Consider the following 25,655-nt stretch of genomic DNA (forward strand, 5'->3'; position numbering starts at 1 on the left):
GATCAGGGCCTGGGGCGATACCGATCGAACCAGGCCAGGATCGCCGCATTCTCGGCCACCAGCTGCGAGGGGCGATCCGCCAGCCCGCCATGGCTGGCGCTCGGCACGCGGATCAGCACCGTCGGCACCGCACGGATCTGGAGCGCGGCATAGAATTGCTCCGCCTCGCTCGGCGGCGTGCGGTGGTCGTCCTCGCCCACCATCACCGCGGTCGGCGTCTTCACGTTGCCGACGAGGCTGAGCGGCGAACGGCGCCAATATTGCTCGGGATCTTCCCAGGGCATCTTGCCGAACCAGTATTTCGCCATCGAGGTATAGCCGTCGGTGGTCAGCACCTCGCTTGTCCAGTTGATGACCGGCTTCTGCGTCACCGCCGCCTTGAACCGGTCGGTCTTGCCGACGATCCACGCGGTGAGCAGCCCGCCGCCCGATCCGCCCGTCACGAAGAGCGCGTTGGGATCGACGCTGCCACCCGCGATCGCGGCATCGACGACGCTCATCAGGTCGTCATAATCCTTGCTCGGATAATCGTGATGGATCCGGTTGGCGAAATCCTCGCCATAGGACGTCGAGCCGCGCGGATTGGCATAGACGACGATATAGCCCGCCGCCGCATAGAGCTGATCGTCGGTCGACCACACCGGCCCATAGCTCGCGAACGGGCCGCCATGGATTTCGAGGATCAGCGGATATTTGCGCGCCGGATCGAAATCGGGCGGCGTCACCATCCACGCGTCGATCGGCAGGCGGTCCGCCGAGGAGGTGACCGCCAGCGGACGCACCGCCGCCAGCGTCTTGCCCGCGAAAAGCTGCGCGTTGAGCGTCGTCAGCGGCTTCAGCGCACCGCCGCGCGTGGCGACCGCGACGTCGCCGGGATGCGCCGCGTCGCCGATGGTGGCCGCGATCGTTCCGCTCCGCGAAACGCTATAGTCGCCGCTGGAATAAGGGCGATCGAGCTCGCCGCTCGCCAGCCCCTCGGCCACGGTCGTCACATGACCGGCGAGATCGACGCGCGCGACCTTCGTCACGCCATGATCGGCATATTTCACGAACACGGCGCGGCCGTCGCCCGACCACTGCGGATCGCCGACGTCGCGGTCGAGCCCGGCGGTCAGCACGCGGACGCCGGTGCCGTCGGCGTTCATCACCGAAAGCCGGTGGTTCTGATAGCCGAGCAGCCGGTCGTCGAAGCCGACGAACGCGATCAGACGCCCGTCGGGCGATGCCACCGGCCCCTCGTCCGGCCCGGCCCGCGTCGTCAGCTGCGTCAGCGCGCCGCTGTTCGCATCGACCGCGAAGATGTCGGAATTGAGCGGATCGCGTTCGGGATCCTTGCCGCGGTTGGCCGCGATCAGCAGGTGCCGCGAATCCGCGCTCCACGCCACGCTGCGGCCGTCGTCATAGGCGCCGAACGTCAGCTGCCGCGCCGCGCCGCCATCGGCGGAGACCGCGAAGACATGGTTGTAGCCCGGCCGCAGATAGCCGGCCCCGTCGGCACGGTAATGGACCTGCCCGATGATCTTCAGCGGCTCGGCCCATTTCGCGCCCTCGGGCTTGGCGATCGGCGTGCCGAGCCGGGTGCCGTCGCCGGGCACGAACATCGTGAAGCCGATCATCCGGCCATCGGGCGACCAGGCGATGTCGGTCGGGCTTTCCGGCAGCGCCGTGATCGCGGCGCTGGTGCCCGTCTCCATCCAGCGGACATAGACTTGCGGCTTTTGTCCATCGGCCCGCGCGGTGAAGGCGAGGCGCGTGCCGTCGGGCGACCAGCGCGGCCGCGAACTGCCCGCCACACCCAGCGGCGTCTGGCGTCCGGTGGCCACGTCCACCAGCCAGACCTCTCGACGGTCGCCGTCCGTCATGATGTCGCCGGTGGCGCGGGTATAGGCGATGCGGCGGCCGTCGGGGCTGATCTGCACGTCGCTCGCCTGCGACAGCGCGAACGCGTCGCGCGGGTCGAAACGGCGCGACGGGCCGACCGCCTCGGGCGCGGGCGGCGGCACCTGCGCCATGGCGGTTCCGGAGGCGAGCGCGAGCAGCAGGAGCGGGCGGATCATGACGGTTCCCCGGAAAGTTGTTCGATTAGAGGATCATAAGCGGACGGCGGGCGCACTCAACCCCGATAGATCGCCTGCGCATCCTGCTTCAGCGCGGCGCCGCTGTCGTTGCGGCTGTAGAACATGTGCCCGCCGGGATAGACGCGCAGCCGGACGCGCTCGGCTTGGCCGAACGCGGGCATCTGGTCGACGATCAGCCGCGAGGCGAAGAACGGGCAGGACAGATCGTCCCAACCATGCACGATCAGCACGCGCATGTGCGGATCGTTGGCGATCGCCTTGCGCAGGTCGCTCACCGGCGTGTCGTCGGGCTTGCCGCGATCCCAGGCCTGGTTCACCGCGAACGACAGCGCATTGTAGCGCGCATCGGTTTTCCAGCCGACCTCGCGGGTGACGAAATCGACCATGCTGCTCGTCGTCGGCGCGATCAGCGCATCGAGGATCGGGTCGTTGGAGCGCTGCTCGGCGGACCACGGAAACGGATCGAACGCGGTAACGTTCGAATCATAGACGCTGCCGATCGTGCCGTCGGCGCGGTGCGCCTCGCGCAGATAGGTGCGGCTGTCGACGCGGCCGCCGAGCCGCTTGACGAGCGCGGGGTCGAGCCCGGTCAGCTGCGTCACCTGGGTGACGATCCGCCCCGTCGCCTCCGGATCGGAACGGCCGCGCAGCAGGTCGCGCGCGAAATCGCCGCGGGTATAGGCCTCCACCTCGGCCATGGCGGCGGGCGTCAACCGGCCCTGCCGCTCCAGATTCGCCGCGGCCATCGACGGAAGATCGATCATCCACGGCAGCGGCGACAGCGCGGTCGCCCCGTCGCCCGATGCGGGATCGAGATAGGGCGAGACCATCACGATGCCGCTCACCCCGACGCCGATCTGCGATTGCAGCTCATAGGCGATGCGCGGCGCACGGTAGCCGCCATAGCTTTCGCCCATGATATATTTGGGCGATCGCAACCGCCCTTCCTTCACCAGCCAGTCATAGACGATCTTGGAGAGATATTTGATGTCGGGATCGTTGGCGTAGAACGCCTTCTTCGTCTGGTCGGCATCCACCAGGCTACGGCTGAAGCCGGTGCCGATCGGATCGATGAAGACGAGATCGGTGAAATCGAGCCAGCTATTGGCGTTGTCGGTCGCGATCGGCGTGTCGGAGGGGGCGTTGCCCTGCGCGCCGAACTGGATCCGCTTGGGGCCGACCGCGCCGAGGTTGAGATAGACCGACGAGGCGCCGGGCCCGCCGTTGAACGCGAAGGTGACCGGGCGGGCGGGATCGCGCCCCGGCACCGTATAGGCGGTGTAGACCACCTCGCCGATCGTCTTGCCCTTCTCGTCGCGCACCGGGATCGTGCCGACCGTGGCCTTGTAGGCGAGCGTCCGGCCGCCGATGGTCGCGGTCTGCGCGATCGTCCGGTCCGCGGGAAGCGGTGGCAGCTTCGTCTCGTCCGCGGCCTTTTTCTCCACGGTGGTCGTCGTTTGCGCGTCGTCCGCGAAGGCCGCGCCCGGAAGCGCCGCGATCAGCGCCGCGGCGAGCCAGGCGCGCGATCGTGACCGACGGGCAGGAAATGGGCGCAGGCTTGGCATGACGGACGGGCTCCTCGAAATCCGGATCCGCCGATCTTTGCAGCAACGCCGCAAACGCACAACCATCCACGGTGCATCAGCGTCCACGCCAAGCGCGACCGGCCTTTCGGCCTGGTGCGTCCCGACCTATGAGCCATCCAATAGCGGGAGCGATCAAGACGATGGAATTCGACGAACTGGTCCGCGCGCGACGCTCCGTCCGCGCGTTTCGCGACGATCCGGTGCCGCTCGATCTGGTGCACCGGCTGCTCGAAATCGCCGCGCGGGCGCCCTCGGGCACGAACGTCCAGCCATGGAAGGTGCATGTGGTGACGGGCGCGGTGCGCGCGCGGTTGGTCCGCGAAATCCTGGCGCATCGCGAGACGAAGCCCGCCGACGACAGCGCCGAATTTCCGCGCACCGGCAAGCGCAAGGAACCCTATCTCTCGCGGATGCGCACGCTCGGCAAGGACATGTATTCGCGCCTGGGCATCGCGCGCGGCGACGATGCGGCGAGCTGGCGGCAATGGGGCCGCAACTACGCCTTCTTCGATGCGCCCGTCGGCCTGATCTTCACGATCGACAAGGAGCTCGACGCGATGAGCTTCCTCGACATCGGCATGTTCATGCAGACGCTGATGCTGGCGGCGAAGGATCACGGGCTCGACACCTGCGCGCAGGGCGCGTGGAACCTGTTCTGGAGCGTGACCCGGCGCGTGCTTTCGGTGCGGGACGACGAATATGTCGTGGCGGGCATGGCGCTCGGCTATGCCGATCCCGGTGCACCGGTGAACGGCGTGATCGCCGCGCGCGAGCCGGTGGATGCGTTCGCGGTCTTCCACGGCTTCGATCCCGCCGCCGGATGACGCTGATCCTGTTCAACAAGCCCTATGGCGTGCTGGCGCAGTTCACCGATGGCGGCGCGCGCGCGACCTTGGCGGGGTTCATCGACCGGCCGGGCGTCTATCCCGCCGGCCGGCTCGACCGCGACAGCGAGGGGTTGTTGCTGCTGACCGACGACGGCGCGTTGCAGGCGCGGATCGCCGATCCGCGCTTCAAGCTGCCCAAGACCTATCTGGTCCAGGTGGAGGGCGATCCGGACGAGGCCGCGCTCGATCGGCTCCGCTGCGGGATCACGCTCAACGACGGGCCGACGCGCCCGGCCGACGTCGCGCGGATCGACGACCCGGCGCTTTGGCCGCGCGACCCGCCCGTGCGCTTCCGCAAGACCGTGCCCGACGCCTGGCTGCGGCTGACCCTCCGCGAGGGCCGCAACCGCCAGGTGCGCCGGATGACCGCAGCGGTGGGGCATCCGACGCTCCGCCTCGTCCGGTCGCGGATCGGCGACTGGACGCTCGACGGCCTCGCGCCCGGCCGCTGGCGCGAGGGCTGATCCGCTCCCCGCCCCTCTTCCCTGACCCCGCGTCCGTTCAGCGTGGCAGTGCGATGCGCGGCAGCGGCGATCCGGCCACCGGCGCGGCGAAGGTGAACAGGCTGCCCGCCAGCGGCTGGCGCGCCCGATCCGCGTCGGACAGGCCGACGCTCGCGGTCGTCACGAAGGCGGTGCGCAGATCGGGGCCGCCGAACGCCATCTTGGTCACGTTGGCGCAGGGCATCGCGACCTCGCCGACGAGCGTGCCGTCGGGCGCGTAACGCCGCAGCGCCCAGCCGCCCCATAGCCCCACCCAGAGATGGCCTTCCGCATCGAGCGTCACGCCGTCCGGATGGCCGTGTTCGGGGGCGATCGTCGCGAACAGCGTGCCGTCCTCCAGCGTGTTCCGCGCGGCGATGTCGAACCGCCAGATCGTGCCGCCCAGCGTATCGACATGATAGAGCCAGCGCCCGTCCGCGCTGATCGCGGGGCCGTTGGTGATCGTGCACGCGCCGCCGACCGGCGTGACCCCGCGATCGTCGAACCGGTAGACCGCGCCCGTGGCCTGCGTTTCCCCGTCGTCCATCGTGCCCAGCCACAGGCGCCCGGCGGGATCGACCGTCGCGTCGTTGGTGCGATTGTGCGCGGGCATGGCGATCGTCGCGATCGTCTCGGACACGCGCCCGTCCACCACCCGCTGCAACGCGCGGCCATTGCCGACCAGCAGCGCGCCGTCATCGTCGGGCAGCACGAAGCTGGGGCTGCCGCCGATCGCCAGGCTGCGATTTTCACCAGTCGCCGGATCGTGCCGGTGGAGGTTGCCGCGCTTGATGTCGACGAACCACAAGGCGCAATCCGCCGTGATCCAGGCGGGCCCCTCGCCGAGCAGCGCCCCCACTTCCCAGGCGACGGTCACATCCGGTTGCTTCATCATCGACACTTGCATTCTCCCCCTGATGGCGTCGCGGCACGACGCCCGACGCTCAGCCCCGCGCGACCTGGAACCCCGCAAACGACTGGCTGACCGGCATCAGCTCGAGCCGGTTGATGTTCAGATGCGGCGGCAGTTCGGCCACCCACAGCAAGGTCGCGGCGATGTCGCCGCCGGTCATCGGCGTGGCCCCGCCATAGAGCGTATCGGAGGCGGCCTGGTCGCCGCCGGTGCGCACCACGGTGAACTCGGTTTCCACCATGCCCGGCTCGATGGCGGTGACTCGCACCCCCGTGCCGTGGAGATCGGAGCGCAGGCCGAGCGTGAACTGCGTGACGAACGCCTTGGTGCCGCCATAGACGTTGCCGCCGGGATAGGGATAGGTGGCGGCCACCGACGACAGGTTGATGATCGCGCCGCGCCGTTCGATCAGGCCCGGCAGCATCCGGTGGGTGAGCGACACGAGCGCGGAGACGTTCGTCGCGATCATGGTGTGCCACTGCGCCAGGTCGGATTGCTGCGCGGGCTTGGTGCCGAGCGCGAGGCCGGCATTGTTGACGAGCAGATCGATGTCGCGGAACGCGTCCGGCAGGTCAGCCAGCGCCGCATCGCGCGCGGCCTCGTCACAGATGTCGAACACCGCCGGGTGCAGCCGATCGGCACCGATCTCGGCACGCAGCGCCGCAAGTCGGTCCGCCCGCCGCCCGGTCGCGATCACGCGCCAGCCGGCGGCGGCGAAGGCGATGGCCGCGGCTCGCCCGATACCCGAGGTCGCGCCGGTGATGAGGGCGGTCTTGCTCATGACGATCCTTTTTACAGCCGGCCTTTTCCCAACCGGATTCCGGCTTTTCGCAGCGTCATGCGGCGGCGCCGTCGACGGACGCGATCCGTAAGAAATCCTGTCCGCGCTCGCAAGGGCCGGGCGCGCGGGGCTCTGCCAAATCCGCCGCGTTGTTGCCGTCGCGCCGGCCCGACCCTATAAAGGCATGGTTGTCGGACATATGAGGATCGAGTGATGGCAGGCCCGGACGTGCAGGAATTTCACGGGATCGACGCGGCCACCGCGCAACCGATCGAGCCGGCGCATGCCGCCAGCACGCTGGCGGACGTGGCCGAGGCATGCGCCGCCGCCGCCGCCGCGTTCGATGCCTATCGCGCGATCGGCGCCGAGGAACGCGCCGCCTTTCTGGAGGCGATCGGCGACGAGATCATGGCGCTGGGCGACGCGCTGCCCGCCATGGCCGCGCGCGAAAGCGGGCTTCCGCTCGGCCGCACCACGGGTGAGCGCGGCCGCACCGTCGGCCAATTGAAGCTGTTCGCGCAGGTGGTGCGCGACGGCCGCTGGCGGCAGGTGCGGATCGATCCCGCGATGCCCGATCGCCAGCCCCTGCCCCGCCCCGATCTGCGCCTGCGGATGATGCCGCTCGGCCCGGTGGCGGTGTTCGGCGCGTCGAACTTCCCGCTCGCCTTTTCCACCGCAGGCGGCGACACCGCCGCTGCGCTGGCGGCCGGCTGCCCGGTGATCGTCAAAGGCCATCCCGCGCATCCCAATACCGACGCGATGGTGGCCGGCGCGATCCGCGCGGCGGCCAAGCGCACCGGCATGCCCGACGGCGTGTTCGGCCATGTCCGCGGCCCCGGCAACGATCTGGGCGCCGCGCTGGTGCAGGATCCGCGGATCGCGGCGGTGGGCTTCACCGGCTCGCGCGGCGGCGGGCTCGCGCTCGTCCGGCTGGCGCAGGCGCGCGCGGTGCCGATCCCGGTCTATGCCGAGATGTCGAGCGTGAACCCGGTGGTGCTGATGCCCGCCGCGCTCGCCGCACGCGGCGCGGCGCTGGGCGAGGCATTCGTCGGTTCGCTGACGATGGGATCGGGGCAGTTCTGCACCAATCCCGGGCTCGTGCTGGCGATCGAGGGCGAGGGACTCGACGCGTTCGAGGCCGCCGCCGCCGCCGCGCTCGGCAAGCATGCGCCGCAGCCGATGCTCACCGGCGGCATCCGCGCCGCCTTCGCGAAGGGCACCGCCGCGCTGGCGGGCAATCCCGCGGTGCGCGAGCTCGCCGCCGGGCTCGAAGGCGATGGCGTCGCGCGCGAGATGGCACGCCTGTTCGCCACCGACGCCGCCGCCGTCCGTGCCGATCCCGCGCTCACCGAGGAGGTGTTCGGCGCCTCCTCGCTGGTGGTCCGCTGTCGCGATCTCGACGAGCTGGCGACCGTGCTCGAATCGGTCGAGGGCCAGTTGACCGCGACGCTGCATCTCGACCCGGCGGATCATGACGATGCGCGCCGGCTGGTGCCGATCCTGGAGCGCAAGGCGGGCCGCGTCATGGCGAATGGCTGGCCGACCGGCGTCGAGGTGGCGCATGCGATGGTGCATGGCGGCCCCTTCCCCGCCACGTCGGACGGCCGCTCGACCTCGGTCGGGACGATGGCGATCGATCGTTTCCTGCGCCCGGTCTGCTATCAGGATCTCCCCGAAATGCTGCTGCCCGCCGAATTGCGCGACGGGGCGGACGGCCCGAAGCTGGTCGACGGCAAACCCGCTTGACGGTCACGCCCCACTCTCTATTGCCGGACAAATAATGAGAGCGCCGACGGCCGACGGCCCGTCTGCGCTCCGAAGGGGAAGGATTCGCGATGACCGCCACCGATATGCGCCAGCCCAACCTGGTGCAGCCCCGCCTGCTCCAGCATCGCGACGATGACGGGCAGCGGCGGGTCATCCTGGCGGAGGGCGATGCGGCGACGTTCCTCTCGGGTGTGGCGACCACGCGCGAGCTGGCGCTGATCGCCATCGCCGAGGGCGCCTCGCTGCTCGACACCGCCCGGCGGCATGCTGATGGCGCGCGCGTCGATCCGGCCGCCGAGCTCGCCGCGGGGCGCCTGCTGCCCGCGATCGATCATCCCGATACCGCCCGCCTGGTGCTGGCGGGCACGGGGCTCACGCATCTCGGCTCGGCCGCGGGGCGCGATGCGATGCACAAGGCCGCCGCCAGCGCCGAGCGGCCGACCGATTCGATGCGCATGTTTCTGGAAGGGGTCGAGGGCGGCAAGCCGGCGACGGGCATCACCGGCCAGCAGCCCGAATGGTTCTACAAGGGCGACGGCCAGTCGCTGGTCGGCCCGGAACGGCCGCTGGCGTCTCCCGCCTTCGCGCAGGATGGCGGCGAGGAGCCCGAGCTGGCCGGCATCTACCTGATCGGCGAGGACGGCACGCCCTGGCGGCTGGGCGTCGCGCTCGCCAACGAATTCAGCGACCATGTCACCGAACGCCATAATTATCTGTGGCTGGCGCATTCCAAGCTGCGGCAGGCGGCCTTGGGCGCGGAACTGCTGCTGGGCGAACCGCCGGCCGATATTCGCGGCACCAGCCGGATCGTCCGCGACGGCGCGACGCTGTGGGAAAAGCCGTTCCTGACCGGAGAGGACAATATGTCGCACCATCTCGCCAATCTGGAGGCGCATCACTTCAAATATCCGGGCTTCCGGCGCGCGGGCGACATCCATGTCCATTTCTTCGGAACGGCCACCCTGTCGTTCGCCGATCATGTGGCGACCCGGGCCGGCGACGTGTTCGAGATCGCGGCGGCGCCCTTCGCGCTGCCGCTGCGCAACCCGCTGACGATCGCCGATGCCGCGTCCGTTTCGGTGCGCGCACTGTGACCGCGCCGATCCGCCTCGCGCTCGTCGGCATGGGCAAGATCGCCCACGATCAGCATCTGCCCGCGATCGCGGGCACCTCCAAATTCGATCTTGCGGCCACCGTCAGCCGCAGCGGCGCCAGCATCGACGGCCGGCCGTTCTTCCACGACATCCGCGAATTGGCCGCCAGCGGCGTGGCCGTCGATGCGGTGGCCTTGTGCACGCCGCCGCAGGTGCGCCGCGCGATCGCGCAATTCGCGATCGAACAGGGCTGGCACGTCTTTCTCGAAAAGCCCCCCGCCGCGACGCTCGCCGAGGCGATCGCGCTGCGCGACGCCGCCGCCGCGCGCGGCGTGAGCCTGTTCGCCAGCTGGCATTCGCGCTTCGCCGACGGCGTGGAGCCGGCGCGCCACTGGCTCGCCGACCGCACCATCCACAGTGCCCGGATCGTCTGGCGCGAGGATGTGCGCATCTGGCATCCGGGGCAGGACTGGATCTGGGAACCGGGCGGGTTCGGCGTGTTCGATCCCGGCATCAACGCGCTGTCGATCGCGACGCGGATCCTGCCGCGGCCGTTCTTCGTGGAAGAGGCCGAACTCGACATTCCCGCCAATCGTGCCGCGCCGATCGCCGCGCGCGTCGCGTTCCGCGACACCGGCGGCACGCCGATCGAAATGGATCTCGATTTCCGCCAGGAGGGCCCGCAAAGTTGGGACATCGTGGTCGAGACCGATGCCGGCACGCTGAAACTGGCCAAGGGCGGCGCGGAGCTGTCGATCGACGATGCCGCCGCACCGACCGCGAACGTCGATCTTCACGGCGAATATCCCGGGCTCTACAGCCGCTTCGCCGCGATCGTCCGGGCCGGCGTGTCCGATGTCGACGTCAGCCCGCTGCGCCTCGTCGCCGACATCTTCCTGCGCGGCCGGATCCAGTCGGTCGAGCCCTTCCACGACTGATATCCGGCGGCGGCCGGCCGGCCAATCCCCGGCCGGCCGATCCCGGGATCGTCAGCGATCCCGGTATCGGGTGAGCGACACATCGCCCAATCCGCCGGCCGAACCGTCCAGCTTCCATACCGCGATCGCAATCGTGTTGCGGCCGTTCGGATCGAGCACGCCGTTGGGGATCGGGAAGCTGTGCTGCGGGCCCAGATCCGACACGTAATTGCCGAACTGCCACCCGTTCACGAACAACGTCGCGCGGTAATGCCGGCCCGGCGGATCGGTGATGACCAGCCCCAGCGAATGATCCGCATCGCGCGGCAGATCGAGCGCCACTTCGGTGCGATACCAAGTGACGCCGGCGGCGGCATCGGCGGCCGGCAGCGTCGCGGGCTTCCACGCCGCACCGCCGCCGCGCTCGAGATGCCAGCCCTCGCGCTCGCCGTAGAGACCGCCTTCGTTATAGGGCCCGCGCACCGGATCGGTCGCGCCCTCGCCGCCGCGGCGGCCCTGGATACGCCACGCGATCGCATCGGCCGGTGCGCCGATCGGCACCGCGGCGACGATCCCGCGCGCGGTGCGGTTCTCGCCCTTCGAATTATAATCCTCTTCGTGGCCCATGTTCACCGTGAGCACCGATACGACATTGTCGCCGCGCCGCAGCGCATCGGCAGGAAAGCCGAAGCTCGCCACCTCGTTGCCCGACACGCTGCCGAGCAGATGCCCGTTCAGCCAAGCGGTATAGGCACCGCCGTCGCCGCCGCTCTGCACCTTGAGGCGCAGCCCGGTCGGCGCGTCGGCCGCCCCGTTGCTGCGGAAATGGCCGCGATACCAGGTGTTGCCGGTGTGGAAGCCGTAATCGTCCGCGAACAGCACGGGCAACGAGCCCGGCTTGGTGATGCTGGCGCTCGCCGTCAGGTTCGCTGCCCGCCAAGTGCCGTCGGCGAAGCCCGGCTGGATTTCCGGGGCTTCGGCGCGGCGCGTCCAATGGTCGAGCGCGGGCAGCACCACGGGTTGCGGCGTCGGCAGCGTCGCGGCGAGGCCGTCGGATGGCGTCGGTGTCGTCGCCAGCCGCTTGCCGTTCCACGTCACCGCGGTCGCGCTGGCCGCGAAGATCTCGATCGCCGGATCCGCGCCCGCATCGCCGTGCAGCGCCAGCGTGCCGCGCGTGAGTTCGACCTTGCGCAACAGGTCCGAGCCGAGCAGCAGCACGGGACCGGCCGCCGTCTCCTGCCGCCACAGATGCTCGGTCGCCTGATCGTCGGCGAGCAGCAGCAGCAGCGGACGCGCGCCGCCCGTCACCAGCACCCGCGCCAGCCCCTGATGGTTGTAGTTCAGCCGCAGATCGCGGCCGTTCTCCCAGCGCGCCTCTACCGATCCGGCGAGCGTCCTGGCGACGGGCGGCCGATCGAAGCGCAGCACCGTCTCGCCCGCGGCGCCCCGCACGCCGTGAAGCACGACCACGTCGCGGCCACCGATCGTCGCCTGCGTCATCACCTCCGAGGTGGAATAGACGAGCCGCGCCGCGCCCAGATCCGCGCCCGCCACGAGGAGCTTCGCCGAACGCCCGTCGAGCGTCAGCGCGGTGCCCGGCTGTTGCGGCACCACCGGATAGCGGCCATCGCGCGTTTCCAGCGCGAGATGCGTCGCGGTGACCGTCTGCGCGGTGGAATCGCCGTGGCGGATCAGGTGGAACTGCGTGCCCGATGCCGGATCGGTGCGCGCGATGTCGATCGCCGCGGGATCGTCGAGCCGCGCCGGCTTCGCCGCGTCCGCCGCCAGCAGCGGCGGCAGCGCGGCCAGCATATAGCCGATCCGCTTCATCGCATGATATTTCGGATCGAACCGGCGCGCCTCGGTGATGGCGGCGCCATAGTCGTAGGAGGTGTAGTTTTGCGGGATCGCCTGCCATCCCCAGGACGTGCCGCCATAGACCATGTAGAAATTCTGCGCGGTGGCGCCCGCCGCGACGTTGCTCTTGTAGAAGACGTCGGCGAACCGGTCGTTGATGAGTTCGGCGCATTTGGCATAGCCGGGGCCGCCCCAGGGGTCGAAGGCGCCGCCCTGATATTCGGCGGCGAAGATCGGCTGGTCCACGCCATGTTCGTCGGCCATGTCGGGCGCCGGTTTCCAGCGGTTGGGCGACGAACAGTCGAAGCCTTGCGGATAATGATCCCAGCCGCTGACCTGGACCGCCCCCACTCCGGAGACGAAGGTGCCGTTGTGGTTGCCGACCAGCGGCACGGTGATGCCGTCCGCGCGCGCCTTCTCCTCCAGATGCGCCATATAGGCGCGGCCCGCGTCCGAGCCGTCGTAGAACTCGTTCTCGACCTGATAGGCGATCACCGTGCCGTGGCCGCCGTCGATCTGGTGGCGCGCGATGATGCGGTCGATCCGGCCCAGCCATTCGTCGGCGAGCGCGAGATAGGCCGGATCGGTGCTGCGGTTGCGCACCGGACGCGTCGACAGCCACAGGGGAAAGCCGCCGCTGTCGACTTCGGCGTTGATATAGGGGCCGGGCCGGGCGATGACGTAGAGCCCGGCGTCGCGCGCCGCATCGAGCAGCCGGTCCATGTCGCGGATGCCGGTGAAATCGTAACGCCCCGGCGCCGCCGAGTGATAGCCCCAGGAAAAATAGATCGAGACGGTGTTGAAGCCGCCCGCCTTCATCTTCTCGAAGATGTCGCGCCACAATGCGGGGCTCGGCAGGCGATAGGGATGAAATTCGCCGGACCAGAGATAGACGCGGTTGCCGTCGACCCGGAAGCTGTGCCGGTCGAACGTGACGCGGCTGGATAGCGCGGGCGCCGATGCAGGGGCGGGCGCGGGTGCAGGCGCGGGTGCGGACTGGGCCGCCACCACCCCGATCGGCAGCGCCAGCGAGGCGCAGGTGGCAAGAAGCCGCATCGCCCGGCGTCGGATCGCGTTCATCGGCATAGAGCCCTCTTTCTCAAAAACGATGCGGGCACCCCGCCCGCATCCGGTCTCAACGGATATCGAGCATCACGATCGACTTGGCCGGCAGCGTCACCTGCAGCGTGCCGCCCGAAAGCTGCGCGCCGGTAAAGGCGCCGGGCCGCACCGCATCGGGCGCCTCGAACGTATTGTGCGCATCCATCGTCGCGGCGGTCAGGATGCGCCCCGTAACGCCCGCGCCCGTCACCCCGGCCAGCCGGACGGTCACCGTTTCCGCGCGGTTCGGATCGACGTTCGTCAGCCCGATATGGACGGTGCCGTCGGCCCCGCGCACCGCGCTCGCGCTCACCGCCTTCAGCGTCCACTCGTTCTTGTTGTACCAGCGCGACTGCACGTCGACCGGCAGCACCACCGCGTCCTGATAATCCTTATACAGATCGTACGCCCAATAGGTGGGCGTCTTCACCATCCGGTTCCCGTCGGTCAGCAGGATCGACTGGAGCACGTTGACCATCTGCGCGATGTTGGCGCCGCGCAGGCGATCGGTGTGGCGCGCGAAGATATCGAAATTGAGGCTGGCGACGAGCGCGTCCCGCAGCGAATTCTGCTGGTAGAGGAAGCCGGGATTGGTGCCCGGCTCGACATCGTACCAGGTGCCCCATTCGTCGACGAGGAGCGCGGTGCGCTTGGCGGGATCATATTTGTCCATGATCGCGGCATGGCCGGCGATCAGGGCGTCGATCCGCTCGGTCTTGGCCAGCGTGCGTGCCCAGCCGTCCTCGTCGAAGCCGGTGGCCGTGCCCTTGTGCGACCAGTCGAACGGGATCGTGTAGTAATGCATGCCGATCCCGTCGAACGCGCCGCCGGCCTCGCGCATCATCACCTCGGTCCAGTTGGTGTCGTCCACATTGGGGCCGCTGGCGATCTTCATCACCCGCTGGCCGCCGCCCGGCTTGAGAAAGGTGCTGTAGCGCCGCGTCACGTCGGCGGCATATTCGGGGCGCATGTTGCCGCCGCAGCCCCACAGCTCGTTGCCGATGCCGAACATCGCGACCTTCCAGGGCTCCTTGCGGCCGTTGGCGGCGCGCTCCTTGGCGAGCGACGATCCGCTGGGGGACGTCATATATTCCATCCACTCGGCCATCTCGAACGGTGGCGCGTTGCCGACATTGCCCGAGACATAGGCGTCGGCGCCCACCATCTCCGAATAATCCATGAATTCGTTGGTGCCGAACCGATTGTCTTCGGTGACGCCGCCCCAGTTGGTGTTGATCTTCACCTTGCGCCCGGCCTGCGGGCCGATGCCTTCACGCCAGTGATATTCGTCGGCGAAGCAGCCGCCGGGCCAGCGGATCACGGGGACGCGCAGCGCCTTCAGCGCATCCAGCACGTCGCGGCGATAACCGTCGACATTGGGAATGGGGCTGCCCTTGCCGACCCAGATGCCGGTGTAGATGCCGTGGCCGAGATGCTCGGCGAACTGGCCGAACAGCCGCCGGTTGAACTTCGCCGCCGGCTGGTCGCCATGCACCGTCACCTGATCGGGCGCCTCGCCGGTCGTCGGCGCCGGGGCGCCCGTCTGCGCGGCGGCGGGAAGGGCCAGCAGCAGCGCCAGCGTGGTCATCATGTTGCGGATCATGTCGGTCTCCGGGCAAAATGCCGTCAAGGCGGGGGAGGCGCTGGTCAGGACGATCGGGGTCAGGGCGATCGGGGAGGAAGGTCGGCAGATCGACGAAGCGCAGGCGTGGGTGCGGCGCATGGCCTGGGTCGCCAGCGGGCACGACGCGACGGACGATCGACGACCCTGTCGTCGAATATTGGGTTCCCCCTTCCTCTTGTCTGACTTTATTCTGGCATTCGCGGGGATTGCAAGCGCTTTTCGTCGCCGCCCGCAAGCCCGCCCTTGCCTCGTCCCGCGGCTTGGTTCAGTAGATGCGGCACGATCCAAGGAGAGGCCGCCTGGTAAAAGTCGCGCGACGCGAACCCGCCCATGTCACGATTTCGAAGGAACTCGGCGTGGCGATCGTCACCGGCGTGCACGCTCCGGGCGCGCTGCTGATGGGCGAGATCGAACTGGCGGAAAAACTGGGCGTATCCCGCAGCGTGGTGCGCGAGGCGCTGCGCATGCTCTCGGCCAAGGGGCTGCTTCACAGCCGGCCCAAATCGGGCACGCGGGTGCGCGAACGCAGCCAGTGGAACCTGCTCGACCCCGATCTGCTCGCCTGGATGTTCGAGGGCGAACCCTCGCTCGGCTTCGTGCGCAGCCTGTTCCAGCTTCGGATGATCGTCGAGCCGGCGGCGGCTGAACTGGCGGCGGTGGGCCGGACGTCGCACCAGCTCTCGCGCATGGGCCATGCGCTGGAGACGATGGACGCCTACAAGCTCACCACCGAAGAGGGCCAGGCGGCCGATCAGCTATTCCATGCGATCATCCTGGAGGCGACGGGCAACGAGCTGCTGGTCAGCCTGTCGGGCAGCATCGCGGCGGCGGTGCGGTGGACGACCTATTTCAAATATCGTCGCCAACGCTCGCCGCGCGATCCGATGCCCGAACACCGCGCCCTGTTCGATGCGATCGCGGCGGGCGATCCCGCCGCCGCGCGCGAGGCGACCGTCGCGCTGATCGAACAGGCCGAACGCGACACGGAGACTGCGCTCACCGCCTGAGCGCCGCCGCGGTTCGCGGCGGCGACACGGCCACCCGCTTGTCATCATTGCACAACATTCGGCTGGCAAGCCGAAGCCCGAAAAGGGGTGTGCCATGATCGATCGCCGTTCTCTGCTGGCCACGGGCGTGTTGGGCGCCGGTGCGTTGATGATCCCCGGCTTCGTCCAGGCGGCCGGGGTGGGCGGCCTGACCGGCTTCACGCATGCGGTCGCCAGCGGCGAGCCCGGCCCCGACTCCGCGCTGCTGTGGACCCGCTACGTTCCGGCGAACGGCGGCGCGGTCGAACTGCGCGCCGAGATCGCGGAAACGCCCGATTTCGCGCATGTCGTCGCCGGCGGCGCGCAGATCACCGGGCCGTGGCGCGACCACACCGCCAAGATCACGGTGGATGGCCTGAAGCCCGGGCGGACTTATCATTTCCGCTTCGTCGCGCCCGACGGCACCTTTTCGCCCGTCGGCCGGACGCGCACCTTGCCCGACGACGGGAAGCGGCCGTGGCGCGCGGCGATCTTCTCGTGCTCGAACATGGGCTATGGCTGGTTCAACGCCTATGGCCATGCCGCCGCGCGCGACGATTTCGACTGCACGATCCACCTCGGCGACTATTTCTACGAATATGCCCCCGATCATTATCCGCTCGCCAAGGATGCCGTTCCCGGCCGCGTGCCGGCACCTGCGGCCGAAACGGTGCATCTGGCCGATTACCGGCTGCGCTATGCGAGCTACCGCGCCGATCCCGATCTGCAGGCGCTGCACCGGAAGCTGCCGATGATCGTCCAGTGGGACGATCACGAAAGCGCGAACGACAGCTATGAATGGGGTGCGGAAAACCACGATCCCAAGACGCAGGGCGATTGGAACCCGCGCCGCGCCGCGGCCATCCAGGCCTATCGCGAATGGATGCCGGTGTCGGACGAGCCGTGGAAGGCCTATGACATCGGCGGCCTGGCGACGCTGTTCCGCACCGAGACGCGGCTGCTCGCGCGGACGAAGCAGCCCGATGTCGCCGCGCTGTTCAAATCGGCGGACCCGGCGACCGCGCTCAAGACGTTCCGCGACGGCGCCTGGATGGACCCCGCGATGACGATGATGGGCAGCCAGCAGGAGGTGTGGCTGTCCCACGCCATGCGCGCCTCGGTGACGAGCGGCCGGCCGTGGCAGATCGTCGGCTTCGGCACGATCATGGGGCAGACGCTGATGCCGGCGGATGCGGCGACGTGGCTGGGCGGATCCGACCCGCGCGCGCGCGACTATGTCACCGCAGGAATCACGGCGGCGAAGGCGGGGCTGCCGTTCAATTACGACAATTGGGGCGGCTATCCCGCGGCCCGCGCACGCTTCCTTCGTTCGGCGCAGGCGCTGGGCGGCAACACGGTGGTGATCTCGGGCGACAGCCACAACGCCTGGGCCTATGATCTGGCGCAGGACGGGCACGCCGCCGCGGTCGAGTTCGCCGGGCAGAGCGTGACGTCGCCCGGCTATGAAGGCGGGATCCACACCGATCCGCGCATCGTCGCCGCCGCGCTCGTCGGCGCCAATCCCGAGCTGAAATGGTGCGACACGTCGCGCCGCGGCTATATGGCGATGACGGTTGCCGCGGACCGCGTGACCAACGATTGGGTGATGATGGACACGATCCGGACGCGCAATCCCGCCGGCTCGATCGGGCACAGCGCCACCGTGCGGCGCGGAACGAACCGGATGGCCTGATCCGCGCGGGAAGCACGGGCCGTCACCCCCCGGTGACGACGACCCGAACGCGGGCTTCGGTGGGATCGACCGGATCGATGATGAACGCGCCCGCATCGCGGTTCGCCACCAGCCACGCGACATGCGCGGCGGTGATCCGCTGGCCGGGCACCAGGCGGGGCACGCCGGGCGGCGCGGGCGCGATCATCTCGGCGGCGATCCGCCCCGTGGCATCCTCGTAGCGGATAAGCTCGGCCACGCCGGACAGGGCCTCCTGCCCGCCCATCGCCATCTCGACCGACAGCGTGCCGATGCCGGGCGTAGCGGAACAGGGCGGCAGCATCGCCGGATCGGCGGCCAGCTTCGTCACCAGATCCTGAAGCCCGCGCACCAGCTTGCGAATATCGGACCGCGTCGTCCCGAGCGACAGCACGACGAGCAGGTGGCGCGCGTCCGATAACCCCACGCTGATCCGGTGGTTCGCATAGAGCCAGTCGTCGATCGCATAGCCCGACACGCCGAGCGCGGAGATGTCGACCAGCACCTTGGTCGAATCCAGATCGGTATCGGCGGGCAGGTCCTCGCGCCCGAACACCCGCAGCGGCGCGATCGCGGCGAGTTGCCGGCGCAAGCCTGCCGCGAGGTCGAGCACCGCCGTCCAGAGCTGCTCGCCGTTGAGCGCATGATCGCGCCGCGTGGCGTCCAGCGTCGCCATGATCGGCACCGACGGGCTGGTCGTCTCGAACAGCTCATACGCCATCCACAGCCGCTGGCGATCGACCAGATCGCCCTTGGCCACCAGGATCGACCCCTGCGCCAGCGCGCCCATCGTCTTGTGCGCGCTGTACACCGCGATGTCGGCGCCCTTGGTCAGCGGATCGTCCGGCAGCCCCTCGCAAAAGGCGAAGGCGCCGCCCCAGGCGGCATCGACGATCAGCGGGATGCCGTGATCGTGGCAGATATCGGCCAGCGCCGCGACGTCGCCCGTCACGCCGAAATAGGTGGGGCTCACCAGGACGAACGCCTTGGCCGCCGGATGCGCCGTGAGCGCGGCGCGTAGCGCGTCGGGCATCACGCCATGTTCGATATCCCAGGCCGCATCGATCGCGACGGGCACGATCGCCGCGTCGAGGCCGGTGGCGAGCGCATAGGCGCGTTCCGCCTTGTGCGCGTTGGCGGCGATCAGGATCGTGTCGCCGGGGCCCGCGACCGCGGCGATGGCGGTGTGCAGGCTCTGCGTCGATCCGCCGGTCACGAAGCGGCAGAAATCCGCGTTCCACGCTTCGGCGGCGAGTTCGTGCGCGCGCTGTACCGCCAGCTTCGCCTCGGTGCGGTCGTCCAGCCCCTTGGGGGTCAGCACATCCGCCCGGAACACGCGCTTGCCGAGCAGCGCACGCATCCCCGTCGGCATGGCGGCACCCTGATTGTGCCCCGGCGCCCCGAAGCCGGTGACGGTAACCCGTTCGATCGCGGCCAGGGCCTCGACGAGCGGTGCGCGTTTCTGATCCATGGCGAGCCTTGTGCGGTGCAGGGGCCAGCGCCTTGATCCGCAAAGGGATTAAGGAAAACCCGCGACGCCCCGGCGGAAGGAAATGGGTTTGAGCCCCAACGCGCAAGTCCCGGTTTCGCCCGGCACCCTGACCGGCTTTTTCATTTGATGGTTCGCCATCTCGACGGCGGTGATTCTGCCGCTACCATGGCGCCAGGCGCGATGCGCACAAACGGGGGACCATCATGACCTTAACCGCACGCCTGCTGGCGGCCGGCGCCTTGCTCGGCCTCTCGGCCCCGAACGCCGCACAGACGCCCGCGGCGCCGTCCGACGCCAAGGCGATCGAACAGGCCTTCGACGCGCGGATCAGCAGCGCCGACCAGCTCGGCTGGCTGAAGGACATGAGTTCGGCGCCGAACCATGTCGGCAGTCCGCATGATCGCGCCAATGCCGAGATGCAGCTCGCGCTGTTCAAGCAATGGGGCTGGGACGCGCATATCGAGACGTTCCAGGTCCTCTATCCCACGCCGATCGCGACGACGCTCGAGCTGGTCGCGCCCGAGCGGGTGGCGCTCGGCGGCCAGGAACCCGCGGTGCCCGAAGACCCCAGCTCCGCCAATCTCCAGGGCGCGCTGCCCCCCTATGTCGCCTATCAGGGCGATGGCGACGTCACCGCGCCCGTCGTGTACGTCAACTATGGCATGCCCGAGGATTACGAGGCGCTCGCCGCGCGCGGGATCAGCGTGAAGGGCAGAATCGTCCTCGCACGCTATGGCGGCGGCTGGCGCGGGCTGAAGCCCAAGCTGGCGCAGGAACATGGCGCGGCGGGCTGCCTCATCTATTCGGATCCGGCCGACGACGGCTATGGCGAGCGCGATCCCTATCCGCGCGGCGGCGGCCGGCCGTCCACGGGCGTCCAGCGCGGTTCGGTGCAGGACATGACGCAATATCCGGGCGACCCGCTGACGCCGGGCATCGGCGCGACCGCAGGCGCCAAACGGCTGACGCGTGCGACCGCGCCGACGATCCTGAAGATCCCCGCGCTGCCCATCTCCTATGGCGACGCCGCCCGGATCATGGCGCGGCTGGAGGGGCCGATGATCGCCGGCCGCGCGCGCGGCGGCCTGGGTCTCGCCTATCATTGGGGTGGCACCGATGCGGTGAAGGTGCATCTGGCGGTCAAGTCCGACTGGTCGCTGAAGCCGGTCTACGACGTGATCGCGGTGATGCCCGGCCGGACCCGCCCCGACGAATGGGTGGTGCGCGGCAATCATCACGACGGCTGGGTGTTCGGCGCGAGCGACCCGCTGACCGGCCAGGTGGCGCTGATGAGCGAGGCCAAGGCGCTCGGCGCGCTCGCGCAGACCGGGTGGCGGCCCGACCGGACGATCGTCTATGCGAGCTGGGACGGCGAAGAGCCTGGATTGATCGGCTCGACCGAATGGGTCGAGGCACATGCCGACGAGCTCGCCGCCAAGGCGGTGGTGTATATCAACACCGACGGCAACGGCCGCGGCTTTCTCGGCGCCGAGGGCAGCCACAGCCTCCAGCATTTCGTCAACGGGGCGGCGCGCGACGTGATCGATCCGCAGACCTCGGTCAGCGTGCTTGACCGGCTGCGCGCCAATGTCCGCGCCGGCGCCTATGCGGGATCAACGCGGCGCGAGGGCGAGGCGCTGGCGCTCGACGCGGCGAAGGCCGGCGGCGACATGCCGATCGGTGCACTCGGTTCGGGCTCCGACTATTCCGCCTTTCTCCAGCATCTGGGCATCCCCGCGATCGACCTCGGCTTCGGCGGCGAGGGCGGCGGCGGCGGATCCTATCATTCGGTCTATGACAGCTTCTATCATGTGACGAAGTTCGACGATCCCGGCCTCGTCTATGGCGCGGTGCTGTCGAAGATGGTCGGGCGGCTGGTGCTGCGCGCGGCGGACGGGCCGCGCGTGCCGGCGCGCTATGGCGATTTCGCGACCACCGTCGCCCGCTATGTCGGCGAGGTGAAGACGCTCGCCGCCGGCCAGCGCGAGAAGGACCGGACGCTGCGCGATCTCACCCGCGACGGCGCGTTCCGGCTGGCCTCCAGCCCCGACGATCCCACGGTCGCGCCGGCGGACAAGGGCATCACGCCGCAGATCGACATGCTGGCGCTGGACGACGCCGCCGACCGGCTGGTCCGCTCGGCGCATGCGGCGGATGCGGCGGTCGACCGGCTGGCGACGCTGCCCGTAGCGACTCAGGCGCGCATGCTCGCGCTGCTGCGCGACATCGACCAGTTGCTGATCGACCGTGCCGGCCTGCCCGGGCGGCCCTGGTTCCGCAATCTGATCTATGCCCCCGGCACGCTCACCGGCTATGGCGCCAAGACGCTGCCCGGCGTGCGCGAGGCGATCGAGCAGCGCCGCTTCGCCGACGCCACCACCTATGTCGCGCGCACCGCCGCCGTGCTGAACGCCTATGCCGACCGGCTCGACGCGGCGGCGGCGCTGGCGAAGACGCGGTAGCGCGTTACTGCGACCCGTTCGTGCTGAGCCCGTCGAACCACATGCTCCGCAGCCGAGCCTTCGCATGCGGCACAGGCCCTTCGACAGGCTCAGGGCGAACGGCGGCAAGTAAAGTCATCGCACTGTGACGCGCCCCCTCCCCCCGTCCCGCTACGGACAGGACGACGGCAGGGCATAGGCCGCGATCATGCCGTCGGTGCGATAGCGGTTGCCGCCGCCGTTGCGGTGCCACCGGCCGGGTGCGACGCGCGAGGGCTGGCCACCGATCGGCCGCGCGCCCCCAGCCGCGAGCAGATGGCCGACCATCGCGCGATCGGCATCCACGTCGGGGCCGATATAATGGGTGATCTGCAGCGTGAAGAGGCTGAGCCCGACGCCGCGGTCGAAGGTGGCCGCCGCGAGCCAGTCGTTCGGGCCCACCTGCCACAGCCGCACATGATGGCGCCGGTCCGCGCTCGCGCCCTGGTCGATCTGGAAGGCCATGTCCTGCACGCGGTCGTGCACGTAGAGCGGGCTGACGGGCGCCTGCGGATAGGGCCGCCCCAACACCACGCTCGCCGCGATCCGGATCGCCGAGCGGGCGGACACCGCATCCGCCTGCGCCCAGCCCGCCCGCGCGAACACGCACCGGATCGTCGCCGCATCGCCGATCAGCCGCAGGTTGACCGGATCGGCGGGAATATCCTGCGCGGTGTAGGAGATGATCGCGTCGCGCCGCCCGATCCGCTTATGCTCGTGATGGCTCCACAGGCGCGGCAGGCCACCATAAGCGAGACCGAACCACAACAGCAGCAGCGCCAGCACCGCCCCCAGCGCGAGGACGAAATAATGCCATGGACGAAGCGTGATCTTCATGGCGCCTCCGTTCACCTCAGGAGGGCGGATGGTCAAGCATGGCATGGCAAGCGTGGCGTCCGATCGGGGATGACGGTCCGTCGCGCAGCCGTCGCCAGAACGGCGCGGAACCGCTAATCCCGGCGGATCGTCCCGCTCGACCCTGGAGGCATCGTGCTCAAGCGCTTCTACCGGCATGGCCTGCTCGCGACCGCGATCCTGAGCCGTTCGCATGCCCATCGTTCCGCAGCTTCTTTAGCCGGCAACGTCTTGTACTCGGGCGCAAAGCCCTTGCGGCGCACCTGAACGGACCACCCGCTCGTCCGCTTCGTTATCGTTGCCATACCGGCTCCTGTGCCAGGATTGTGACTAGGAGCGGTTTCAAAGACGATTCGGATCTTTCCGGCAGGAAATGCCGCCGGAAGTCCTCATAAAACAATAGGTTGTCTGGTGCACCCGACTGGATTCGAACCAGTGGCCTCTGCCTTCGGAGGGCAGCGCTCTATCCAGCTGAGCTACGGGTGCCTGTCGCCCGCCTAGCAAAGCGGATCGGGCCGCGCCAGCCGTTTTCGGTGGGGCGGCGTCAGCGCGCCGGCGGCGGGGGCGGGGTCTTGGGTCTGTAGGGGCACAGATCCGCCACGACGCAGCGCCAGCATTCGGGGCGGCGCGCCTTGCAGACATAGCGGCCGTGCAGGATCAGCCAGTGATGCGCATGCAGGCGGAACGGCTGGGGCGTCGCCTTGTCGAGCGCCAGTTCGACCGCGAGCGGCGTCTTGCCGCGGGCGAGACCCGTGCGATTGCAGACGCGGAAGATGTGGGTGTCGACCGCGAAGGTCTCCGCACCGAACGCCACGTTCATCACCACATTGGCGGTCTTGCGGCCCACGCCCGGCAGGCGTTCGAGCGCCTCGCGCGTGTCGGGCACCGCGCCGCCGAAATCGTCGATCAGCATCTGCGAGAGCGCGATGACGTTCTTGGCCTTGGTGTTGAACAGCCCGATCGTGCGGATATGGTCCTTCAGCCCGTAGAGCCCTAGCGCCAGCATCGCTTGCGGCGTGTCGGCGATCCGGAACAGCGCGCGCGTCGCCTTGTTCACGCCGCTGTCGGTGGCCTGCGCCGACAGCGCGACCGCGACGACGAGCGTGTAGGGATTGGTATAGGCCAGCTCGGTTTCGGGATGCGGGTCATTCGCCGCGAGCCGTTCGTAGAAGGTGATGACGTCGGCGCGCTTCACAGCCCGAGCACGTCCCCCATCCGGTAACGCCCGGGTGCGCGGCCCGCGAGCCACAGCGCCGCGCGCACCGCGCCGCGCGCGAAGATGGAGCGATCGTCGCCGCGGTGGTTGAGTTCGATCCGCTCGCCTTCGCCCGCGAACACCACGCTGTGATCGCCGACGACCGAGCCGCCGCGCAGCGACGCGAAGCCGATCGTGCCTTCGCAGCGGGCACCCGTCAGCCCCGCGCGGCTGTCGACGCGCAACTCGCCGAGCGCCATCCCCCGCCCCGCCGCCGCCGCCTCGCCGAGCAGCAACGCGGTGCCCGACGGCGCATCGACCTTGTGGCGGTGGTGCATCTCCAGGATCTCGATATCCCAGTCCGCGCCGAGCCGCTCGGCCGCCTCGCGCACCAGCATGCCGAGCAGGGTCACGCCGAGCGACGTGTTGCCCGTCTGGAGCACCGCGATCTCGGTGGCGGCGGCATCGATCGCGGCATGATCGCTGGGCGCGATGCCCGTCGTGCCGATCACGATCGGCGTTCCCGCCGCGCGCGCCGCCGCCAGATGCGACGCCACCGCCAGCGGCGAGGAGAAGTCGACGAGCACATCGGCCTGGCGCGCGAGCGCCGCGGCATCACCGCCCGCATCCACGCCGCCGGCCAGCGTCGCGCCGAGATCGTCGATCGATTGCGTGATGGCGCGGCCCATCCGGCCTGCGCTGCCATAGATGCCGATGGAGGTCATGCGGGGCTTCCGGAAAGCGGGAGACTAGGGCAACGAACGCAGGGACGGGGTGACGACATGATAGCGCGCCTTTGCACGTTTCGGGCGCGCGCGAACAGGGTGGACATGGCATTTTACCCTGCGCCGCCGCCTGCGCGTGCGCTCAATCCACCCAGTCGAGCCCGATGTCGCGATACGTCTCGCGGTCTTCGTCCCAGCCCGGCTTCACCTTCACGTGGAGATAGAGATGGACGGGGCGGCCGGTGATCGTCGTCAGTTCGGCGCGGGCGCGCGCGCCGATCTCCTTGATCCGCTGGCCGCCCTTGCCGAGCACGATCGCGCGCTGCGTCGGGCGTTCGACGAGGATCTGCTGGTGGATCTCGACCGAACCGTCCTCGCGCTCGTCATAGCGTTCGGTCTCGATCGTGCTCGCATAGGGCAGCTCGGCATGAAGCTGGAGATAGAGTTGCTCGCGGGTCACTTCGGACGCCAGCGCGCGTTCGGTCGCGTCGGAGACCTGATCCTCGGGATAATGCCAGGGGCCCTCCGGCATCAGCGCGGCGAACGCGCGCTTCAGTTCGGGCACGCCGTCGCCCGTTTCCGCGCTGACGAACCAGGTCTCGGCAAAGGGCCGGATCGCGTTCAGCCGCTCAGCATGGAGCAGCAGCTTGGGCTTGGCCGCGATATCCACCTTGTTGAGGATCAGATGCACCGGCTCGGGGCGATCCTTCAGCGATTCCACGATGGCGACCACCTTTTCGGGCAGCCCGCCCTTGCCGTCCACCACCAGCGCGATCACGTCGGCGCCCTCGGTGCCGCTCCAGGCCGCGGCCACCATCGCGCGGTCGAGCCGGCGCTGGGGCGCGAAGATGCCGGGGGTGTCGACCAGCAGCAATTGAGTCGCGCCCTCGATCGCCACGCCCAGCAGCTTGGCGCGCGTGGTCTGCGCCTTGGGGCTGACGATCGCGACCTTCTGGCCGACGAGCGCGTTGACGAGCGTCGACTTGCCGGCATTGGGCGCGCCGACCACGGCGACGAGGCCGCAATGTTGGGTTTCGGTCATGCGAGCGCGATGCCGGAAGAACGCGGCTTCGACAAGTTGGGAA

The 25,655-nt window shown here is 69.3% G+C and carries 20 protein-coding genes and 1 tRNA gene; 9 read left to right on the top strand and 12 right to left on the bottom strand.

Annotated elements, in window-relative coordinates; translation table 11 throughout:
- Positions 1-2: 2 nt before the first annotated feature.
- Positions 3-2,057: a S9 family peptidase gene (locus OXQ95_RS08285; RefSeq protein WP_267381145.1), complete on the bottom strand. Its 2,055-nt coding sequence runs from the start codon at positions 2,055-2,057 to the stop codon at positions 3-5.
- A gap of 56 nt (positions 2,058-2,113) precedes the next feature.
- A complete protein-coding gene (locus tag OXQ95_RS08290; protein ID WP_267381146.1) occupies positions 2,114-3,643 on the bottom strand; it encodes a peptidase S10 in 1,530 nt (509 codons plus the stop codon).
- A 161-nt stretch (positions 3,644-3,804) separates the two neighbouring features.
- On the opposite strand from OXQ95_RS08290, the gene OXQ95_RS08295 reads away from it, so the two are divergent.
- Both OXQ95_RS08295 and OXQ95_RS08300 read left to right on the top strand, forming a co-directional pair.
- On the top strand, positions 3,805-4,488 hold the full coding sequence (locus OXQ95_RS08295) for a nitroreductase (protein WP_267381147.1): 684 nt from the start codon (positions 3,805-3,807) through the stop codon (positions 4,486-4,488).
- A complete protein-coding gene (locus OXQ95_RS08300) occupies positions 4,485-5,015 on the top strand; it encodes a pseudouridine synthase (RefSeq protein ID WP_267381148.1) in 531 nt (176 codons plus the stop codon). Before OXQ95_RS08295 ends, OXQ95_RS08300 begins: the two co-directional genes overlap by 4 nt.
- Positions 5,016-5,052: 37 nt before the next feature.
- Here OXQ95_RS08300 and OXQ95_RS08305 read toward each other — a convergent pair whose 3' ends face one another.
- Positions 5,053-5,928, bottom strand: coding sequence for an SMP-30/gluconolactonase/LRE family protein (locus OXQ95_RS08305; RefSeq protein WP_346731937.1), 876 nt, complete (start codon positions 5,926-5,928; stop codon positions 5,053-5,055).
- Between the two features lie 49 nt (positions 5,929-5,977).
- Positions 5,978-6,727 (bottom strand): SDR family NAD(P)-dependent oxidoreductase, encoded by a 750-nt coding sequence (locus OXQ95_RS08310; protein ID WP_267381149.1) that lies wholly within the window; start codon positions 6,725-6,727, stop codon positions 5,978-5,980.
- A 213-nt stretch (positions 6,728-6,940) separates the two neighbouring features.
- Between OXQ95_RS08310 and OXQ95_RS08315 the strand changes: the two genes are divergently transcribed.
- The 3 genes from OXQ95_RS08315 to OXQ95_RS08325 all read left to right on the top strand — a co-directional run bounded on the left by OXQ95_RS08315 (position 6,941) and on the right by OXQ95_RS08325 (position 10,526).
- Positions 6,941-8,473, top strand: coding sequence for an aldehyde dehydrogenase (NADP(+)) (locus OXQ95_RS08315; protein ID WP_267381150.1), 1,533 nt, complete (start codon positions 6,941-6,943; stop codon positions 8,471-8,473).
- Positions 8,474-8,562: 89 nt separating this feature from the next.
- Positions 8,563-9,588 (top strand): AraD1 family protein, encoded by a 1,026-nt coding sequence (gene araD1 / locus OXQ95_RS08320; RefSeq protein WP_242097234.1) that lies wholly within the window; start codon positions 8,563-8,565, stop codon positions 9,586-9,588.
- A complete protein-coding gene (locus tag OXQ95_RS08325) occupies positions 9,585-10,526 on the top strand; it encodes a Gfo/Idh/MocA family oxidoreductase (RefSeq protein WP_267381151.1) in 942 nt (313 codons plus the stop codon). Before araD1 ends, OXQ95_RS08325 begins: the two co-directional genes overlap by 4 nt.
- 51 nt (positions 10,527-10,577) lie before the next feature.
- Here OXQ95_RS08325 and OXQ95_RS08330 read toward each other — a convergent pair whose 3' ends face one another.
- Both OXQ95_RS08330 and OXQ95_RS08335 read right to left on the bottom strand, forming a co-directional pair.
- Complete coding sequence (locus tag OXQ95_RS08330; RefSeq protein ID WP_267381152.1) at positions 10,578-13,448, bottom strand: beta-galactosidase; 2,871 nt, start codon at positions 13,446-13,448, stop codon at positions 10,578-10,580.
- A gap of 49 nt (positions 13,449-13,497) precedes the next feature.
- Entirely contained in the window at positions 13,498-15,066 is a 1,569-nt protein-coding gene (locus OXQ95_RS08335) for an alpha-L-arabinofuranosidase C-terminal domain-containing protein (RefSeq protein ID WP_267381153.1), read from the bottom strand.
- Positions 15,067-15,359: 293 nt separating this feature from the next.
- Here OXQ95_RS08335 and OXQ95_RS08340 point away from each other — a divergent pair, with 293 nt between their 5' ends.
- Together OXQ95_RS08340 and OXQ95_RS08345 are read left to right on the top strand one after the other, a co-directional pair.
- Complete coding sequence (locus tag OXQ95_RS08340) at positions 15,360-16,094, top strand: FadR/GntR family transcriptional regulator (protein ID WP_267381154.1); 735 nt, start codon at positions 15,360-15,362, stop codon at positions 16,092-16,094.
- A gap of 94 nt (positions 16,095-16,188) precedes the next feature.
- Positions 16,189-17,805: an alkaline phosphatase D family protein gene (locus OXQ95_RS08345; protein WP_267381155.1), complete on the top strand. Its 1,617-nt coding sequence runs from the start codon at positions 16,189-16,191 to the stop codon at positions 17,803-17,805.
- 22 nt (positions 17,806-17,827) lie between these two features.
- Here OXQ95_RS08345 and OXQ95_RS08350 read toward each other — a convergent pair whose 3' ends face one another.
- Positions 17,828-19,294, bottom strand: a complete 1,467-nt coding sequence (locus OXQ95_RS08350; protein WP_267381156.1) for an aminotransferase class V-fold PLP-dependent enzyme — start codon at positions 19,292-19,294, stop codon at positions 17,828-17,830.
- A gap of 224 nt (positions 19,295-19,518) precedes the next feature.
- Between OXQ95_RS08350 and OXQ95_RS08355 the strand changes: the two genes are divergently transcribed.
- Entirely contained in the window at positions 19,519-21,777 is a 2,259-nt protein-coding gene (locus OXQ95_RS08355) for a transferrin receptor-like dimerization domain-containing protein (protein WP_267381157.1), read from the top strand.
- Between the two features lie 150 nt (positions 21,778-21,927).
- On the opposite strand, the gene OXQ95_RS08360 is transcribed toward OXQ95_RS08355, so the two are convergent.
- Positions 21,928-22,632, bottom strand: coding sequence for an LssY C-terminal domain-containing protein (locus OXQ95_RS08360; RefSeq protein WP_242097227.1), 705 nt, complete (start codon positions 22,630-22,632; stop codon positions 21,928-21,930).
- A gap of 153 nt (positions 22,633-22,785) precedes the next feature.
- Here OXQ95_RS08360 and OXQ95_RS08365 point away from each other — a divergent pair, with 153 nt between their 5' ends.
- Entirely contained in the window at positions 22,786-22,917 is a 132-nt protein-coding gene (locus tag OXQ95_RS08365; protein ID WP_267381158.1) for a hypothetical protein, read from the top strand.
- Between the two features lie 142 nt (positions 22,918-23,059).
- Here the strand turns inward: OXQ95_RS08365 and OXQ95_RS08370 are convergent.
- The 4 genes from OXQ95_RS08370 to era form a co-directional block, all read right to left on the bottom strand.
- Positions 23,060-23,136 (bottom strand) — tRNA-Arg (locus OXQ95_RS08370).
- A 58-nt stretch (positions 23,137-23,194) separates the two neighbouring features.
- A complete protein-coding gene (gene nth / locus OXQ95_RS08375) occupies positions 23,195-23,845 on the bottom strand; it encodes an endonuclease III (protein WP_267381159.1) in 651 nt (216 codons plus the stop codon).
- A complete protein-coding gene (gene dapB / locus OXQ95_RS08380) occupies positions 23,842-24,570 on the bottom strand; it encodes a 4-hydroxy-tetrahydrodipicolinate reductase (RefSeq protein WP_242097225.1) in 729 nt (242 codons plus the stop codon). The genes nth and dapB overlap by 4 nt, the downstream gene beginning before the upstream one ends.
- A gap of 142 nt (positions 24,571-24,712) precedes the next feature.
- Positions 24,713-25,612, bottom strand: a complete 900-nt coding sequence (gene era, locus OXQ95_RS08385; RefSeq protein WP_242097224.1) for a GTPase Era — start codon at positions 25,610-25,612, stop codon at positions 24,713-24,715.
- Positions 25,613-25,655: the final 43 nt, after the last annotated feature.

The sequence above is a fragment of the Sphingomonas sp. GC_Shp_6 genome, from assembly GCF_026540835.1.
GTDB lineage: Bacteria > Pseudomonadota > Alphaproteobacteria > Sphingomonadales > Sphingomonadaceae > Sphingomonas.

Bases quoted from the DNA above. Each gene is read 5' to 3' on its own strand.
- OXQ95_RS08300 (WP_267381148.1), top strand. From the start codon at position 4,485: ATGACGCTGATCCTGTTCAACAAGCCCTATGGCGTGCTGGCGCAGTTC.
- OXQ95_RS08350 (WP_267381156.1), bottom strand. From the start codon at position 19,294: ATGGATCAGAAACGCGCACCGCTCGTCGAGGCCCTGGCCGCGATCGAA.
- OXQ95_RS08305 (WP_346731937.1), bottom strand. From the start codon at position 5,928: ATGATGAAGCAACCGGATGTGACCGTCGCCTGGGAAGTGGGGGCGCTG.
- OXQ95_RS08310 (WP_267381149.1), bottom strand. From the start codon at position 6,727: ATGAGCAAGACCGCCCTCATCACCGGCGCGACCTCGGGTATCGGGCGA.
- araD1 (WP_242097234.1), top strand. From the start codon at position 8,563: ATGACCGCCACCGATATGCGCCAGCCCAACCTGGTGCAGCCCCGCCTG.
- era (WP_242097224.1), bottom strand. From the start codon at position 25,612: ATGACCGAAACCCAACATTGCGGCCTCGTCGCCGTGGTCGGCGCGCCC.
- OXQ95_RS08290 (WP_267381146.1), bottom strand. From the start codon at position 3,643: ATGCCAAGCCTGCGCCCATTTCCTGCCCGTCGGTCACGATCGCGCGCC.
- OXQ95_RS08315 (WP_267381150.1), top strand. From the start codon at position 6,941: ATGGCAGGCCCGGACGTGCAGGAATTTCACGGGATCGACGCGGCCACC.
- OXQ95_RS08330 (WP_267381152.1), bottom strand. From the start codon at position 13,448: ATGCCGATGAACGCGATCCGACGCCGGGCGATGCGGCTTCTTGCCACC.
- OXQ95_RS08345 (WP_267381155.1), top strand. From the start codon at position 16,189: ATGATCGATCGCCGTTCTCTGCTGGCCACGGGCGTGTTGGGCGCCGGT.
- OXQ95_RS08355 (WP_267381157.1), top strand. From the start codon at position 19,519: ATGACCTTAACCGCACGCCTGCTGGCGGCCGGCGCCTTGCTCGGCCTC.
- OXQ95_RS08340 (WP_267381154.1), top strand. From the start codon at position 15,360: ATGCGGCACGATCCAAGGAGAGGCCGCCTGGTAAAAGTCGCGCGACGC.
- dapB (WP_242097225.1), bottom strand. From the start codon at position 24,570: ATGACCTCCATCGGCATCTATGGCAGCGCAGGCCGGATGGGCCGCGCC.
- OXQ95_RS08335 (WP_267381153.1), bottom strand. From the start codon at position 15,066: ATGATCCGCAACATGATGACCACGCTGGCGCTGCTGCTGGCCCTTCCC.
- OXQ95_RS08360 (WP_242097227.1), bottom strand. From the start codon at position 22,632: ATGAAGATCACGCTTCGTCCATGGCATTATTTCGTCCTCGCGCTGGGG.
- OXQ95_RS08285 (WP_267381145.1), bottom strand. From the start codon at position 2,057: ATGATCCGCCCGCTCCTGCTGCTCGCGCTCGCCTCCGGAACCGCCATG.
- OXQ95_RS08295 (WP_267381147.1), top strand. From the start codon at position 3,805: ATGGAATTCGACGAACTGGTCCGCGCGCGACGCTCCGTCCGCGCGTTT.